The sequence below is a fragment of the Pseudomonas sp. R3-57 genome (genome assembly GCF_051132065.1).
Lineage (GTDB): Bacteria > Pseudomonadota > Gammaproteobacteria > Pseudomonadales > Pseudomonadaceae > Aquipseudomonas.
In genome coordinates this window covers 4,506,445-4,520,529 of record NZ_CP071655.1, presented here as the reverse complement: position 1 = coordinate 4,520,529, position 14,085 = coordinate 4,506,445, and the positions used below count along the sequence as shown (strand labels likewise).

15 protein-coding genes are annotated in these 14,085 nt (G+C 60.8%); 7 read left to right on the top strand and 8 right to left on the bottom strand.

Annotated elements, in window-relative coordinates; translation table 11 throughout:
• Positions 1-17: 17 nt before the first annotated feature.
• The 3 genes from J3P93_RS20295 to J3P93_RS20285 all read right to left on the bottom strand — a co-directional run bounded on the left by J3P93_RS20295 (position 18) and on the right by J3P93_RS20285 (position 2,074).
• Positions 18-887 (bottom strand): DUF6279 family lipoprotein, encoded by an 870-nt coding sequence (locus tag J3P93_RS20295; RefSeq protein WP_434591191.1) that lies wholly within the window; start codon positions 885-887, stop codon positions 18-20.
• Positions 888-964: 77 nt separating this feature from the next.
• A complete protein-coding gene (locus J3P93_RS20290; RefSeq protein WP_434591188.1) occupies positions 965-1,681 on the bottom strand; it encodes a TorF family putative porin in 717 nt (238 codons plus the stop codon).
• 204 nt (positions 1,682-1,885) lie between these two features.
• Complete coding sequence (locus tag J3P93_RS20285; RefSeq protein ID WP_016985943.1) at positions 1,886-2,074, bottom strand: hypothetical protein; 189 nt, start codon at positions 2,072-2,074, stop codon at positions 1,886-1,888.
• 340 nt (positions 2,075-2,414) lie between these two features.
• Here J3P93_RS20285 and J3P93_RS20280 point away from each other — a divergent pair, with 340 nt between their 5' ends.
• The 3 genes from J3P93_RS20280 to J3P93_RS20270 all read left to right on the top strand — a co-directional run bounded on the left by J3P93_RS20280 (position 2,415) and on the right by J3P93_RS20270 (position 4,908).
• Entirely contained in the window at positions 2,415-3,251 is an 837-nt protein-coding gene (locus tag J3P93_RS20280; RefSeq protein ID WP_090282275.1) for a CvfB family protein, read from the top strand.
• A 46-nt stretch (positions 3,252-3,297) separates the two neighbouring features.
• Positions 3,298-3,702, top strand: a complete 405-nt coding sequence (locus J3P93_RS20275; RefSeq protein WP_434591184.1) for a DUF2177 family protein — start codon at positions 3,298-3,300, stop codon at positions 3,700-3,702.
• A gap of 273 nt (positions 3,703-3,975) precedes the next feature.
• The gene (locus J3P93_RS20270; protein ID WP_434591182.1) at positions 3,976-4,908 is read left to right on the top strand and encodes a DMT family transporter; all 933 of its coding nucleotides are present in this window, start codon (positions 3,976-3,978) and stop codon (positions 4,906-4,908) included.
• Here the strand turns inward: J3P93_RS20270 and J3P93_RS20265 are convergent.
• Positions 4,853-6,034, bottom strand: a complete 1,182-nt coding sequence (locus J3P93_RS20265) for an MFS transporter (protein ID WP_434591179.1) — start codon at positions 6,032-6,034, stop codon at positions 4,853-4,855. The genes J3P93_RS20270 and J3P93_RS20265 overlap by 56 nt on opposite strands.
• A gap of 104 nt (positions 6,035-6,138) precedes the next feature.
• On the opposite strand from J3P93_RS20265, the gene ptrR reads away from it, so the two are divergent.
• Positions 6,139-7,032 carry a putrescine utilization regulator PtrR gene (gene ptrR / locus J3P93_RS20260; RefSeq protein WP_336355130.1) on the top strand — a complete coding sequence of 298 codons (894 nt, stop codon included), beginning with the start codon at positions 6,139-6,141 and terminating at the stop codon, positions 7,030-7,032.
• A gap of 142 nt (positions 7,033-7,174) precedes the next feature.
• The gene (locus J3P93_RS20255; protein WP_003198971.1) at positions 7,175-7,303 is read left to right on the top strand and encodes a PA1414 family protein; all 129 of its coding nucleotides are present in this window, start codon (positions 7,175-7,177) and stop codon (positions 7,301-7,303) included.
• A gap of 169 nt (positions 7,304-7,472) precedes the next feature.
• Here J3P93_RS20255 and J3P93_RS20250 read toward each other — a convergent pair whose 3' ends face one another.
• The 4 genes from J3P93_RS20250 to speB form a co-directional block, all read right to left on the bottom strand.
• Positions 7,473-8,852: a sodium:solute symporter gene (locus J3P93_RS20250; RefSeq protein WP_434591177.1), complete on the bottom strand. Its 1,380-nt coding sequence runs from the start codon at positions 8,850-8,852 to the stop codon at positions 7,473-7,475.
• A gap of 152 nt (positions 8,853-9,004) precedes the next feature.
• Positions 9,005-10,507 carry a purine-cytosine permease family protein gene (locus J3P93_RS20245; RefSeq protein ID WP_434591175.1) on the bottom strand — a complete coding sequence of 501 codons (1,503 nt, stop codon included), beginning with the start codon at positions 10,505-10,507 and terminating at the stop codon, positions 9,005-9,007.
• 51 nt (positions 10,508-10,558) lie between these two features.
• Entirely contained in the window at positions 10,559-10,981 is a 423-nt protein-coding gene (locus J3P93_RS20240; RefSeq protein ID WP_434591172.1) for a YybH family protein, read from the bottom strand.
• A gap of 10 nt (positions 10,982-10,991) precedes the next feature.
• A complete protein-coding gene (gene speB / locus J3P93_RS20235) occupies positions 10,992-11,942 on the bottom strand; it encodes an agmatinase (RefSeq protein WP_003222717.1) in 951 nt (316 codons plus the stop codon).
• A 394-nt stretch (positions 11,943-12,336) separates the two neighbouring features.
• Between speB and J3P93_RS20230 the strand changes: the two genes are divergently transcribed.
• On the top strand, positions 12,337-13,230 hold the full coding sequence (locus J3P93_RS20230) for a LysR family transcriptional regulator (RefSeq protein WP_203421161.1): 894 nt from the start codon (positions 12,337-12,339) through the stop codon (positions 13,228-13,230).
• A 6-nt stretch (positions 13,231-13,236) separates the two neighbouring features.
• Positions 13,237-13,830: a tRNA-uridine aminocarboxypropyltransferase gene (locus J3P93_RS20225; RefSeq protein ID WP_434591166.1), complete on the top strand. Its 594-nt coding sequence runs from the start codon at positions 13,237-13,239 to the stop codon at positions 13,828-13,830.
• Positions 13,831-14,085 lie beyond the last annotated feature (255 nt).

The following is a 14,085-nucleotide window of genomic DNA, read 5'->3' as shown; positions in this document are numbered from 1 at the left end:
GGGGGATCTCGGTTTACTCAGGGTTTCTGTGCCGCCTTCAGGCATTTCAGGTCATTGAAATCCTTGCGCACGCCCTCGATCTTCTTCAACAAGCGCTCGCGCTGCTGCGGCGTGCTGTCGGCCATCAGGTCCACTGCCAGCGCGCGTCCCTGCGCTTCGGTGTTGGCGTAGGCCTTGCGGTAATCCGCTGTCCATAAACGCTCACGGTTAACCAGCAGTGTCTCGATGCGTTGGGGAAATTCAGGGCTTTGGCGCTGTGCCACGGCGGCGCTGAATTGCTGCTGCCAGTGGGCGCGGTTGGCGATCCACTGGATGTTCTGATCACCCAAGGCTGCGGACCACTGCGCTACACGTTGTTTCTGTTTGTCGCTGAGTGGGCCGAGCCAGTCGCCGAGGCGTTTTTCCATGCGCTCGCCGCGTTCCTTGATCTGTTGCGCCACCGGCGGCTCGACGTATTCCTTCTGGCGCTTGCGCAAATCCTTGGCGAAGGCGTCGTTCATTTCCGCTACCTGTTTGTCATCCAGACCCTGCAGCAGCTCAATGGCCGACGGCGTGATTTCCCGAGCGGTTTGGGCGATCGCCTGTTTGGCTTCGGCGGTGCGCTCCTGCAGGGCAGCGTCGGTGACCTGGTTGCTTTCGACCATGCTTTGCAGGCGATCGAGCCAATCCAGATAACCGGGCAGTTGCGTGGTGCAGTGCCAGCTCAGATGTTCCCTGAGCCGTTCGTTGAACCAGTCTTTCTGCTCGCCGTTCATGTCCAGGTAATCGCCGAGCGTCCACGGAATGATCACGTCGAGATTGCGGTAGGCCAGGCCGACACGGCTGCAGGCGCCGAGGGCGAGGGTGAAGATCAATAAAGCAGCGATGTGTTTGAACCAGCGAGACATGGGCAAATCCTTGCGAGAGCCTGGCGTCGGAAATCTGATTCTTATGTGATGCAGGATGCGCGCGGCAGTTCAGCCGATCAATAGAACGCGCGTGCGGCTTTCAGGGTGACGAGGCCATCGCACTGGCTGTTGTGCCCGGAATAGGCCGAGCAATCGTCGCCGCTGAGGCTGGAATTGCTGTAGATCAGGTCGAGGTCGACGCCCATGAACGGCCGCGACAACTTCACTGACCAATCGGTAAAACTGCTGACGTAGCCGCCGTCCACTGCCATCGGCGTGTTCAATTGGTGCGTGGTGTATTTCATGCTGACGCCGATGCCGAACGGCTGATTGCCGCCGAGGTCGGCAAACAGCGTGTTGTTCTGTTTATCCGGGTCGTTGCTAAGGGCCACGCCGAAACGGCTGCCGAGCAGGGTCAGGCCGCCAAACAGTTCCTGACTGTCGAGGGTGTCCACGCTGGGATAGCTGTAATGGATCATGCCGACTTCGTAGCCGAGAACCTGATCGAAAGGTTGTTTGTAGCCGACGTAGGAATCGATTTCCAGATCCTTGCCCGGCGTCAGGCCCATGCTCGGTGCGTACTGGCCGACATACAGGCCGCTGTCGTGGCTCAGATCGAGGCCGCCGTGGAACGAGCCGACCGCCGCCGGTTTGACCAGACCCTGGGCCATGCTGCGGCTCGGGGTGGTGTCGAGCTTGAGGTCGAAGTCGCCCAGTTCACGCTGAAATACCTGCGCAGGCGCGGACGCGCTGGCGCAGAGGCTGACGAGCAATAAACAGGAAGATGGGCGCATGCGTCACTCCATGAACCGCGAGGGCAGGGCTGCGCCTGCTGAAACGCTTGATCTAGACGCGTGCAAGGATACCGGCGAATGCCCGGCATTGATGGCCGTTCGTCGATTTTCGGGAATTTTTGTTTAAAACGAAGGGAGGTTGCGCGGTGCCAGTCCAGGCGCTTCGAAGCTCAAAGCGCCTCTGGACGGGTGTAAAACCGGGTATTACTTCTTGCCCAGGCTGATCTGCTTGGACGGGCCGAATGTCTGGCCACTGACGCCTTTGGCAATTTGCTGAATCTCGCCGCCGGACTTGAGGAACGCGGCGATCTGATCGTTGATCGATTCGCTGGTTTCAACGGCTGGAGCTGGCTTTGCTTTGCTGGTGGATGCTTTTACACGCATGGCGGCCATTAACCTGTAGAAAGTAACTCGGCCAGGCATCGTACAGGAATAACTTGACAATTGCTTGGTAAATATCCTTCGGAATAACCGACCGCTGCGCTGCATTATTATCGCTTCGATCTCTGAGATAATCGTCTAACCTGCTGTTTTAAATAAGAACATTTATCTGACGCAAGCGTTGAATATTCACTCGAGCGTGGCCTCGTTGGCCTGACGAATGGCATGTGGTCCGCCTGCCAGCGAGGCAAATCAAGGCCTTGCGAAGATTAAACGTGGCGCGCCGATCTGTCGCCCGACGCTCAGGCCAAAAACGGGTAGAATGCCGCCCACGCAATGAGGGTTCTGGAAAATGGCTTTAGTCGGGCGTTACAACAGTTTGCAAGTGGTTAAACACACTAACTTCGGTTTATATCTGGATGGCGGTGCCGACGGCGAAATCCTTCTGCCCAACCGTTATATCCCCAAGGATATTCCCAGCGAAGATGAAGATTGGCTCAATGTCTTTGTTTATCTGGACAGCGAAGACAAACTGCTCGCGACGACAGAAAAACCGAAAGTCCAGGTCGGTGAGTTTGCCAGCCTGAAAGTCGTTGAGGTCAACAGCATCGGTGTGTTCCTCGACTGGGGTCTGCCCAAGGATCTGTTGCTGCCGTACTCCGAAGAAAAACGCCAGATGACCGCCGGCGAATACTGCGTGGTGCACGTCTACCTCGACAAGCACACCCGCCGCATCACCGCCACAGCGCGTCTGGATCGCTACCTCGACAAAACCCCGGCCAACTACAGCCCGGGCCAGGAAGTCGATTTGCTGGTGGCCGAAGCCACCGACATGGGCTTCAAAGCGATAATCAACAACAAGCACTGGGGTCTGATTCACAAGAACGAGATCTTCAAGTTCATGCGCGCCGGCATGCTAGAGAAAGGCTACATCAAGGAAGTGCGTGCCGATGGCAAGATTGCCCTGAGCCTGCAACCGGTTGGTCAGGAAGCGGCCAGCAGCCTGAGTTCGAAGATTCTCGCCAAATTGCGCGACAACAGCGGCACGCTCGCGGTCAGCGACAAGAGCGACCCGGCGCTGATCAGCAGCCTGTTCGGCGTGAGCAAGGGCAACTTCAAGAAGGCCATTGGTTCGCTGTACAAGGAAGGCAAGATTGTTATCCATGCCGATCGCATTGAACTAACCTGAGCCCATGGATGGCCCATGCTCCATGGGCACACAGGGAAACGGTTCGATGAAAAAAACGCTGATCGCCTACGTCGCCACGCTGCTGACGTTTCTTTTGCTCGACGGCGTCTGGCTCGGCCTGTTGATGGCGCCGACCTACCGCGAACTGCTCGGTCCGCTGATGCTCGATAAACCGCTGCTGGTCCCCGCAGCGGTTTTTTATTGCCTGTACGTCGGCGGTTGCGTGGTGTTTGTGGTGGTGCCGGCCCTCACTTGGCAACGCGCGGCGAAAATGGGCGCGTTGCTCGGGCTGATCGCGTATGGCACGTACGACCTGACCAATTGGGCGACATTGCGCGGCTGGTCGGTGCAGGTGAGTCTGATGGACTGGGCGTGGGGGACGTTTGCCACGGCGGTGGCGTGTGCGGTGGGGTTTTTGTTGGCGAATCGATTTGGTCATTTAAATCGGTAATTGATGTTGTGGCGGCTGCCGCTATCGCCAGCAGGCTGGCTCCCACCCTGATTGTGGTTAGTACCCTAATTACCGGGTTGGCCACAATTCCCCTGTGGGAGCCAGCCTGCTGGCGATGGATGGCGCAGCCATCCGCCATTCAAAGTTGACGCCACAGAAGAACAAAATGTCTTTTCCACACGGCTTTTTCTGCGCGCCTGATCAATAATCCCTGACATTCTTATTCTGACCAGTGGATGGCCTGCCCATGTTGTGTGTGTTCGAGGTGTTGCGGTGAGTGTCGAGCGGCGCAATGCCGACAGCTTTGCCCTGCAAGTGATGATCGGCCTGTGCCTGATCTGGGGTGTACAGCAAGTGTTGATCAAGTGGGCTGCAGCGGATATCGCCCCGGTTATGCAAGCGGCGGCGCGTTCGGGGATTTCCGCGTTGCTGGTCGGTTTGCTGATCTGCTGGAAGGGCGGTTGGGGTCAGGTCGGCAATACCTGGCGCGGCGGCTTGTTGGCCGGTGCGTTGTTCGGCCTGGAGTTCCTGTTCATTGCCGAAGGCCTGCAACTGACCACTGCCGCGCACATGTCGGTGTTCCTTTATACCGCGCCGATTTTCACCGCGCTGGGCGTGCATTTTCTGCTGGCCAGTGAGCGCCTGCGGCCGCTGCAATGGCTGGGGATTCTGCTCGCGTTCATCGGTATCGCGATCGCCTTCGCCGGCGGCGTGTCGTGGGATAACCTCGATCGACGCATGCTGTTGGGCGATGCGTTCGGTGTGCTGGCGGGCGCCTGCTGGGGCGCGACGACGGTGGTGGTGCGCGCTTCACGGCTGTCGGAAGCGCCGGTGACACTGACGCTTTTTTATCAGTTGATCGTCGGCTTCCTTGGCCTGTTGCTGATCGCGCTGTTCAGCGGCCAGATTACCCACGTCAGCCTGACCACCGTCGCGGTGGCCAGTGTGCTGTTCCAGGGACTGATCGTGTCATTCTTCAGTTATCTGGTGTGGTTCTGGCTGCTGCGTCGCTATCTGGCGGCGAATCTGGCGGTGTTTTCGTTCATGACACCGTTGTTCGGCGTGACGTTTGGCGTGCTGCTGCTTGGCGAACAACTGACGCTGAATTTCATCCTCGGCGCGGTGCTGGTGCTGCTCGGCATCACCTTCGTCAGCGCCGAGCAGTGGCTGCGTCGGCGTTTGCGCAGCGCGCTGGGCCAGCGCTAGACGCTTGCATCGCCAGGCCGCCAGCGATCAGCAAGCCGCAAGCGGCGATCACCAGCGCCGGTTGCAGACCACCGCTGAAGTGGCTGCTCAGCGCCGCCAGCAATGGCCCGCTGAGCTGGCCGACGGCAAAGCAGGCAGTCAGCAAACCGGCGTTGCGCTGGGTGGCGTGGGGCGCCAGTTCCCGCGAGCGCTGCATGACCAGTTGCATGCACGCCAGAAACGGCGTGCCGCAGAGGATCACGCCCAGGCCGAGACCGACGCCGCTGCCCAGCAAGCAAGCGAACACACCGCCCGCTTGCAGCCATAGCGTTGCCATCAGCCAGTGCCGCGTGGTTTGCGGATCGTGACGGCGCAGGCTGACCAGCAACACCCCCAGCGCCGCCGCCAGACCGAAGCACGGCCAGAACAGATCGGCCTGCCATTGCCCGTCAAATTGCGCGTTGGCCATCTGCGAGAGGAAGGTCGCCGGAATGATGTAGCCAATCCCGTACAGCCCATAAACCAGTGCCAGACGACCGATGCCGCGATTCGCCGGGCTCGCCCTTGGCGCCGCCACTGCAACCGTGGCGACTGGCGTCGGCAGCAGACGCCAGACGCTCAACATCATCACCAGTGCGGCCGCCGCATAAATCAGCCATAGCGTCGCCGACGTCTGCTGCAATCCATGCGAGACCAGCGCCAGCAAGCCTGTGAGAAAAATCCCCAAACCCGGTCCGGCAAATACCAGTGCGCCCAGCCGTGGTCGGCCCGCCGCCGCGGCCAACGGCAGACTCAACGTGGTAATCATCACCAGCACCCAGGCACTCGCCACGCCGGTGCCGAAGCGCAACAGCAAGTGCGACCAGAAGCCATCCGCCCAGAACGACGCCAGCGTCAGCACCACGCACAGCCACAAGCCACCGTGCAGGCGTCGCTGCACCTGCTGCGGGCGGTGCGCGAACATCGCATCCACCGCGCCGAGCAGGTAACCGAGGTAGTTGGCCGCGGCGATCAGTCCGGCGCCCGTCAGGTCGATCTGGCCTTCACTGAGCAGGTGGGGCATTTGCGGGGTCAGGGCGAAACGGCCAATGCCCATGGCTATCATCAGGGCAACGAAGCAGGCGGATAAGCGAATCAGAGGCGACATGGTCGGGCTTCCGTCGAGAGAGCAATGACCGTCAGGCTAGGACTGATTGACTTTCTTTAAAATTGAATAATAGTGAGCAACTTGTTCTGTTCTGGAGAAGGGTAGTGGAGTTCAGTCAACTGCGAATCTTTCAGGCCGTCGCCGAGGAGGGTTCCATCACTCGCGCCGCCGAGCGCTTGCATCGGGTGCCGTCGAACCTGTCGACCCGGCTCAAGCAGCTTGAAGAGCAATTGGGCGTCGAATTGTTCGTGCGTGAGCGTCAGCGTTTGCAGTTGTCGCCTGCGGGAAAAGTCTTGCTGGACTACACCGGAAAGCTGTTCGCCCTGCGCGATCAGGCCAGTGCAGCAGTGATGGGCGGGCAACCGGCCGGGGATTTTGTGCTCGGCACGATGTACAGCACGGCGGCGATTCATCTGCCGGAATTGCTGGCGCGTTATCACCAGCAATACCCGGCGGTGAATCTGCAAGTGCAGGCAGCGCCGAGCGGCGAGCTGCTGGAAGGTTTGCTCACCGGACGCCTCGACGCGGCACTGGTCGACGGCCCGCTGGAGCTGGCCGGGCTCGACGGCGTGCCGTTGTGCGACGAGCGTCTGGTGTTGATTACCGAACCTGAACATCCGCCGGTGCGAACCGCTCTGGATGTCGCCGGGCGTGCAGTGTTCACCTTTCGCCAGGGCTGTTCGTACCGCATGCGCCTGGAAGCCTGGTTCGCCCATTACCACGCGGCGATGGGGCGGGCCATGGAGATCGAGTCGTATCAGGGCATGCTCGCCTGTGTGATTGCCGGCAGCGGCGTTGCGCTGATGGCAGAGTCGATGCTGGCCAGTCTGCCGGGGCGCGAGCGCGTCGCGGTGCATCCGCTGGCGGAGCCGTTCGTGGGTGCGACAACGTGGCTCATGTGGCGTAAAGGCATGCTTGGGGCCAATCTGAATGCCTGGATCGACGTGCAGCAAGCGGTCTATCCCGCGCCTGTGGCGCAAGCCCGCGAAACAGCCTGAACCAATGCCGGCAGATTCTGATCAATTCAGTAACAGATCATTGCGGATTTGGCCGAGCATTGCGTAGGACTTCGGACTATTATCAGTGCGAAGCGGCCTCAGAATTCCGGCCGCTCAGCACCACCCTGAAGGGGGCACGACGATGAAAGAGAAAATTCAAAACTGGCTGCACGATTTGGGTGTTGCGCTCGGCTTGATCGAACCGCCAATGCAACCTGTGCCGATTCGCACCGATGACGAGCAGCGCCGCCGCCAGCCACGTCGGCGCTAACGCCCCGGTTTTCCAGATCCAGAGAAATCGCAGTCTTCGGCCGTCCCTGCACATCAACGTGCGGGTGCGGTCGGAGGCTGCGATTTCTTGCTTTTTGCAGGCGTAAAAAAACGGGTGTGGCAACCGACGCCACACCCGTCGAAGAAAGCATCAAGTATTTACGTCAACCTCAGATTGCAGGCGCCACAGCCGCCGGGCGTGGCGAAAACAGGCTGACCAGCACGAAGCTCACCAGGCTGACACCGAGGCTGTAATAGATCGGCGTGTTCGCGTCCATGCCGTCCTTGACCATGAACACCAGCGCGGTGATGAAGCCCAGCGTCATGGCGCTGATCGCACCGGCGGTGGTCGCGCGTTTCCAGAAAATCGCCCCCATCAGCGGAATCAGCATGCCGCCGACCAGCAAGTTGTAAGCCAGGGTCAGTGCGCTGATCACGTCATTGACCACCAGTGCAATGCCCAGCACCGCCACGCCGGTCAGCAGGGTGAACAGACGGCTGACGGCAACGTTCGACTGTTTGCCGCCGCGCAGTTTCGGCAGCAGGTCTTCGGTCAACGTGGTGGACGCGGCGAGCAGGCCGGCGCTGGCGGTGGACATCATCGCCGCCAATGCAGCAGCGATCACCAGGCCACGGATGCCGTCCGGCAGCGAGACTTTGACGATGGCGGCGAAGGCGTTGTTGACGTTGTCCAGATCCGGAATCAGCACATGCGCGGCCATGCCGATCAGCGCGCAAACCAGACCGTAGATGATGCAGTAGATCCCGGCCGAGGTGCCGGCATACTTGGCGACCTTCTCGCTTTTGGCAGTGAACACGCGCTGCCAGATGTCCTGGCCGATGAGGATGCCGAAGAAGTAGATCATGAAGTAGGTGATGATCGTGTCCCAGCCGATGCTGGTGAAGTTGAAGCTGGCCGCCGGCAATTGCGCGACCAGTTGATCCCAGCCACCGACGCGGTACAGGCAGATCGGCAACAGCAGGAACATCAGGCCGACCGTCTGGATGCCGAACTGGACGATGTCGGTCAGGGTCAGCGACCACATGCCGCCGATGGTCGAATAGATCACCACGATACCGCCGCCCAGCAGCACCGAGATCCAGAAGGGCAGGCCGAACAGCACTTGCAGCACGGTGCCGATCGCCAGGATCGAGGTCACGCCGATCATCAGCGCGTAAGCGAGCATGATGGTTGCGCTGGCGGTGCGGGCCATCGGGTTGTAGCGCTTTTCCAGCACCTGGGTGACGGTGAACACCTTGAGCTTCAGCAGCGGTTTGGCGAGGAACAGGTTCAGCGCGACGATCCCGCACCCCAGTGCCGCACACAGCCAGAACCCGGAGATGCCATGCACGTAACCCAGCCGCACGGTGCCGACGGTGGACGCACCACCGAGAACGGTCGCGGCCATGGTGCCCATGTACAGCGACGGCCCCAGGTTACGCCCGGCGACCAGGTAATCCTCGTGGGTCTTGGCCTTGCGCATGCCGTAGTAGCCGAGTATCAGCATCGCGGCGGCGTAGATGAGTACGACGAATAAATCCAAAGCCATGATGGCGAGTCTCCGATTGTCTTTTTTATGGTGAGGCTGAAATCAGTTCCCTTGTAGGAGTGAGCCTGCTCGCGATAGCGGTCTGTCAGTCACATCTTTGTGGGATGTGCCGCAGTCATCGCGAGCAGGCTCGCTCCCACAGGGGATCGGTGTCAGGCGGCCTGACGCAGTTGAGGTTTTACGGCGGCTTCACGGCGCACATCGGTCGGCCCGAACACCTCCCGCGGTTCCGGGAACAGCTTGAGCAGTGTCAGGTACACCAGCGACGCCAGGCCCAGGGTCACCGGCAGGCTGATGTCGATGCCGCCAGCCAGTTCACCGAGCGGGCCGACGAACTGCCCCGGCAGGTTGACGAAGCACAGGCCGACCGCCGCGCTCGGAATCCATGCACCCAGACCGCGCCAGTTCCAGCCGTGGCTGAACCAGTAGCGCCCGCCCTGTTCGCCACGGGTGAACACTTGCAGATCGTCCGGGCAGTAGAAGCCGCGACGCACCACCAGGCCGATGATCATGATCACCATCCAGGGCGTGGTGCAGGTGATGATCAGCACGGCGAAGGTCGACACGCTTTGCACCAGGTTGGCGGCAAAACGACCGAGGAAGATGAAGGCAATCGACAGCACGCCGATCAGCAACGTCGCCTTGACCCGCGACAGCACACGCGGGAACACGCTGGACATGTCCAGCCCGGTGCCATACAGCGAGGTGGTGCCGGTGGACATGCCGCCGATCACCGCGATCAGGCACACCGGCAGGAAGAACCAGCTCGGCGATACCGCCAGCAAGCCGCCGACATAATTGTTCGCGGCAATGTAGTCGGGAGCCTTGATCGCCACGATGGTCGCAGTGGCGAGGCCGAACAGGAACGGAATCAGCGTCGCCAGTTGCGCCGCGATCACCGCCAGCATGATCTGGCCCTTCGGCGTTGTCCGTGGGATGTAGCGCGACCAGTCGCCGAGGAACGCCCCGAAGGAGATCGGGTTGCTCATCGCCACCAGCGCTGCGCCAATGAACGCCGCCCAGAAACCGGCCTGACCGAGCGCCACGCTGCCGGCGTACTGGCTGTCAAAGGCCGGCGCAAAGGCAAAGATCCCGAGCAGGAACAACAGGCTTGCGGCCCACACCGCGATGCGGTTGACCCACAACATGAAGCGGAAGCCGTAGATGCATACGGTCAGCACCAGCAGCGCGAACAGACCATAGGCGAGGCCTAAAGTGACGTCGGTTTCCGGTAAGTCGAGGAGGCGTTTGGCGCCGCCGACCAGCGCGTCACCCGAACTCCACACCGACAGTGAGAAGAACGCGATTGCGGTCAGCAATGACAGGAAGGAGCCGACGATCCGCCCGTGCACGCCGAAATGCGCACCGGAAGACACGGCGTTGTTGGTGCCGTTGAGCGGGCCGAACAGGCCCATCGGCGCGAGAATCAGCGCACCCACCACTACACCCAGGACAATCGCCCAGACGCCGGCCTGAAACGACAGGCCGAACAGCACCGGGAAACTGCCCAGCACCGCGGTGGCAAAAGTATTGGCGCCGCCGAAGATCAAGCGAAACAGGTCGCTGGGTCGGGCGTCGCGCTCATGGTCCGGGATCTGTTCGACCCCGTTGGTTTCAATGCTGCTAAGGCTTTTTTCGTTGTTGTTGTTATTCATGATCTGCTCCGATCATCAGGCGCGCTCATCGTGCGTGAGCGTCACCATTGGCTAAGGGGATGGCAGCCCTTCCGGCATTGCGGACAAATGTTCGTGACAGGCCAGCCATAGGCCTTGTTGTTCTAGGCTCGACGCTTGTTTTTTGAAGACAATCGTCTCGCGCTCCTGGCTGAAGTGTTGCTCCCCTTGCATGCGCAGCTCGGTGGCCACGTCATGAATGAAAATCGCCACGTCACCCTGCAGGCTGACGAAGGCGTTGCTCGAGGTGCACGACCGCACCTCGAAGCCATCCTCGTGACGCCAGCGGTCCCACAACGCCTGGTAGGCATCGCGTGACAGCAGTGGCTGTTCGAGGGTGTAAAACACGAAGCTCGCATCGGCACTGAACGCGCCGAAGTAGGCTTCGCGGTCGTTACGGGCAAACGCGGCGACCAACTCGGCGGCCGCGTGCAGAACCTGATCACGTGCGTTCATGACCCGACCCTTAGCGATGAACCACGCCAGGCAGTACGCAGAGCATTTCGTACAGCAGATTGGCGGCCAGCAGCGAGGTGTTGCCGGTGGTGTCATAAGCGGGCGAGACTTCTACCAGATCGCAACCGATCAGGTCGAGGCCCTGGCAGCCACGGACGATTTCAATTGCCTGAATGGTGGTCAGACCGCCGATTTCCGGGGTGCCGGTGCCGGGCGCCCAGGCCGGGTCGATGCCGTCGATATCGAAGCTCAGGTACACCGGGCCGCCGCCGACTTTCTCGCGCACTTCGGCCATCAGTGGTGCCAGCGACTTGTGCCAGCACTCTTCAGCCTGGACCACACGGAAACCCTGATCGCGGCTCCAGTTGAAGTCGTCAGCGGTGTAACCCTGCGCGCGCAAACCGATCTGCACCACACGGTCGCAGTCGAGCAGACCTTCCTCGACGGCGCGACGGAAAGTCGTGCCGTGGGCGATCTTCTCGCCGAACATGTGATCGTTCACATCGGCGTGGGCATCGATATGCACCAGGCCGACCTTGCCATGCTTTTTGTGAATCGCACGCAGGATCGGCAGGGTGATGGTGTGGTCGCCGCCCAGGGTCATCGGGATGACGTTGTGCTCGAGGATGTTGTCGTAGGCTTCTTCGATGATGCGCACGGCGTCGAGCAGGTTGAAGGTGTTGATCGCCACGTCACCGATGTCGGCGACCGACAGCGAGTCGAACGGCGCGGCGCCGGTGGCCATGTTGTACGGGCGGATCATCACCGATTCGGTGCGGATGTCGCGCGGCCCGAAACGGGTGCCGGGGCGCAGCGAAGTACCGATGTCCAGGGGCACGCCAACGAAGGCAGCGTCCAGACCGGCAGCGGTCGGTACATGGGGGAGTCGGAGCATGGTGGCGATGCCGCCGAAGCGCGGCATTTCGTTGCCGCCCAGTGGTTGGTGAAGAATCTTGTCCACGGGTAGGGCCTCATCGTCTTTGTTTTATTTATGTCGGCGCGCTGTGAATACGGGTTCGGACGCCGCTGTGGGGGCGATGATGCGAAATGTAGTGGCAGGGAAGAATCGCTACGGGCAAAAACTTAGTTCAGATTTTTCTAAACTAATGGAGGTGGTGGGATTAGACTTTGGCGGGTTCGAATGAAGTGTAGGGTTGAAGATTGTTGCCCTCACCCCAGCCCTCTCCCAGAGGGAGAGGGGGCCGACCGAGTTGTTGGCGGAATCTGCATCGACCTGAAAAATCGAGTCGAACTCAGGATTTGAACGCCATGGAGATCAGCTCCCTCTCCCTCCGGGAGAGGGCTGGGGTGAGGGGAATTCAGCAGGCGACACATTTCTTACGCCCGGAGTACCAATGGCCAACGCTTTACCCGACCTGAAACTGCTGCGCATCTTCGTCAGCGTCGTGCGCCATCAGGGTTTTGCCAATGCGCAGCAGGAACTCAACCTGTCGACCTCGGCGATCAGCACCTACATGAGCCAGCTCGAAGCGGCGCTCGGCCTGGTGCTGTGCCATCGCGGGCGAGGCGGGTTCAGCCTGACCAGCAAGGGCGAGCTGTTCCATCAGGAAACCCTGCGCCTGCTCGGCGAACTCGAAGGCTTCGAGCAATACGCCGCGGCGCTCAAAGGCGAATTGCGCGGCACTCTCAATCTCGGGGTGATCGACTCCACTGTCAGCGACAAAGCCTTGCCCTTTGCCGAAGCCATCGGCGCCTACAGTCAGGAGCACCCGGCGGTGCATTTGCACTTGTCGGTGATGAGTCCGTATGAACTGCAACTGGGCGTGCAGGACAACCGCCTCGACCTGGCCATCGGTGCGTTTTCCACGCGCATGAGCGGGCTGGTCTACATGCCGTTGTACCGCGAGCAACATTGGTTGTATTGCAGCAATCGCCACCCGTTGTTCAACGAGCGGCGCATTCCCGAGCAAGTCATCACCCAGCAGCGCATGGTCGGGCGTGGTTACTGGAGCCAGGCCGAACTGGCCCGGCATGGTTTCAAACACAGCGCCGCCACCGTGGAAAGTATGGAGGCGCAGTTGATACTGGTGCTCTCCGGTGCCTACATCGGTTACTTGCCGGAGCACTATGCCCAGGCCTGGGCCGACAAGGGCGACTTGCGCGTTTTGCTGCCGGCCACTTTCGGCTATCAGGCGCCGTTTTCGATGATCATGCGCCGTGGCCGCAGTCGCGAGCCGCTGATCCAGACCTTTCGCGATTTGCTCAAAGCCCAGTTGAATCAGGCGTAACCCATCATGTCCCGAGCACAATGCCCGCGCTGCCTGCGCCCTCAAACCCACTGCCTGTGCCCGCTGATCCCGCGCCTCGACAGCCGCACGCGGGTGTTGCTGTTGCAGCACCCGAGCGAGGTCAACCATGCGTTGAATACTGCGCGGCTGGCGGCGCTGGGCCTGAGCAATGCCGAGTTGATCGTCGGTGAAGTCTTCGAAGATCTACCGACGCTGTTGAACCGCCCGGGCTATCAGGCGCGGCTGTTGTTTCCGGCCGACGATGCGCAGCCGCTGCAGGCTTATGCGCCGACTGACGAACCGTTGTTGCTGGTCGTGCCGGACGGTACCTGGCGCAAGGCACGCAAGATGTTGCACCTCAATCCGTTGCTGGCAGCGTTGCCACGGGTGACTTTGGCTGAAGGCGGCGTGTCGCGTTATCGCTTGCGCAAGGCACCGGGGCCGGGGGCGTTGTCGACTATCGAGGCTATTGTGCAGGCGTTGCAGACCCTGGAAGCGCCGGTTTCGTTCGAGCCGTTGCTCAATCCGTTTGAAGCGCTGATCGAAGGGCAGATTGCGGCGATGGGGGAGGAGACCTTTCAGCGTAATCACAACCGCTGATCGTTCCCACGCTCTGCGTGGGAATGCATCCAGTGACGCTCTGCGTCATCGTTGCAAAGGGACGCGGGAGCGTCCCGGGCGGCATTCCCACGCGGAGCGTGGGAACTATCAGCAAAAATAGTCGGTGTTCTTGCTGGCCCCATCGCTGGCAAGCCAGCTCCCACAGTGTCCGTGTCGACCACAAAACTTGTGAACACCTCAGAACCTGTGGGAGCTGGCTTGCCAGCGATGGGGCCAGCCAATTCACCACAAAAT